This window comes from Dendronalium sp. ChiSLP03b (genome assembly GCF_034531165.2).
In the GTDB taxonomy this organism is placed as follows: domain Bacteria; phylum Cyanobacteriota; class Cyanobacteriia; order Cyanobacteriales; family Nostocaceae; genus Dendronalium; species Dendronalium minutum.
Window position 1 is genome coordinate 1 of sequence record NZ_JAVRBR020000152.1, and the last position, 1,095, is coordinate 1,095.

Below are 1,095 nucleotides of genomic sequence, written 5' to 3' on the forward strand. Positions count from 1 at the left end.
CACGGTCACATTCTTTTTCGTCTTCTTAATCTCAACCTGACATTTCTCATTTACCAGTTGAAGATATTAAATCTAGTATAAGTCCCTAACTAAGGCTTCTAGAGCTGGTAAGCCACCTCCCTTTAGCTTTTGTGACACAACTATCAATCTTCACAACTAACTTCAGGTACAATATTGGTTGTATTCTCCTAGAGAATGAGAACTATGAATAGAAGCTTGACAGAGTTGATGTAGCTGCCCACTTGTGGTTTGGGTAGAGTGGTCATTTGACCATCTCCTCCACTCAATTTATTGTATCAGATTAAGTATTTTCAGTGGTACCCGACTTGATCTTTATTTAACACTCACTTTTGACCTAGCATTTTTGGTAGAGACTGACTAGGTACACAGGCCATCATGTCATCTAACTTTTGTGATTACGTTGGATGTATTCTCAATAGCAAAGAAAATTTTGACAAGTGATTTTCTCGTCTTAAGTTAGCATCTCAGTTTGACTATTTATGGACAGGTCATCATGATGCTAAAACTTCACCTCTGTCAGATTCGATAGATTTGGCTAACTGGAAAGATGAAGACTTGAAGATCCATGTAGGAATTTTATAAGTCATTGACCTTGGCCTACATAAATTTATTAATGAATCAAAACATGGTACTCGAATAACCTTTTTATACCTTTAACTAATTCAACTCACTAAGAAAATAGATGAACTCAACATTAGATTTGGTGTCAAACTTTCTCTTTAAGACTTGAAGAACCTTCTAGGTAGTATCATGGATTGAATCATCAATCAAATTATGTAGGTTGGGGTCAACAACTGACAAAATTCCTACACAGATCTTTGATTCTTATTCTTTCCAAATATCCAAATCTGTCACATCAATAGGAGGTGTCGATTTAGCATCTAAATGACTAGTCCACAAATAGTCAAACTGAGATGCTAACTTGAGATGAGAAAACCACTCGTTAAAATTATCTCTGCTATTAAAAATACATCTAACGTAATTATAAAAGCTGGATGACATGATGGCATATATACCTAGTCAGTCTCTGCCAAAAATACTAGGTCAAAAGTGAGTGTTAAATAAAGATCAAGT

The 1,095-nt window shown here is 35.1% G+C and carries 1 protein-coding gene; it reads right to left on the bottom strand.

What is annotated here, in order from left to right:
• Positions 1–846: 846 nt before the first annotated feature.
• Positions 847–1,023, bottom strand: coding sequence for a hypothetical protein (locus RMY31_RS35935; protein WP_409879655.1), 177 nt, complete (start codon positions 1,021–1,023; stop codon positions 847–849).
• Positions 1,024–1,095: the final 72 nt, after the last annotated feature.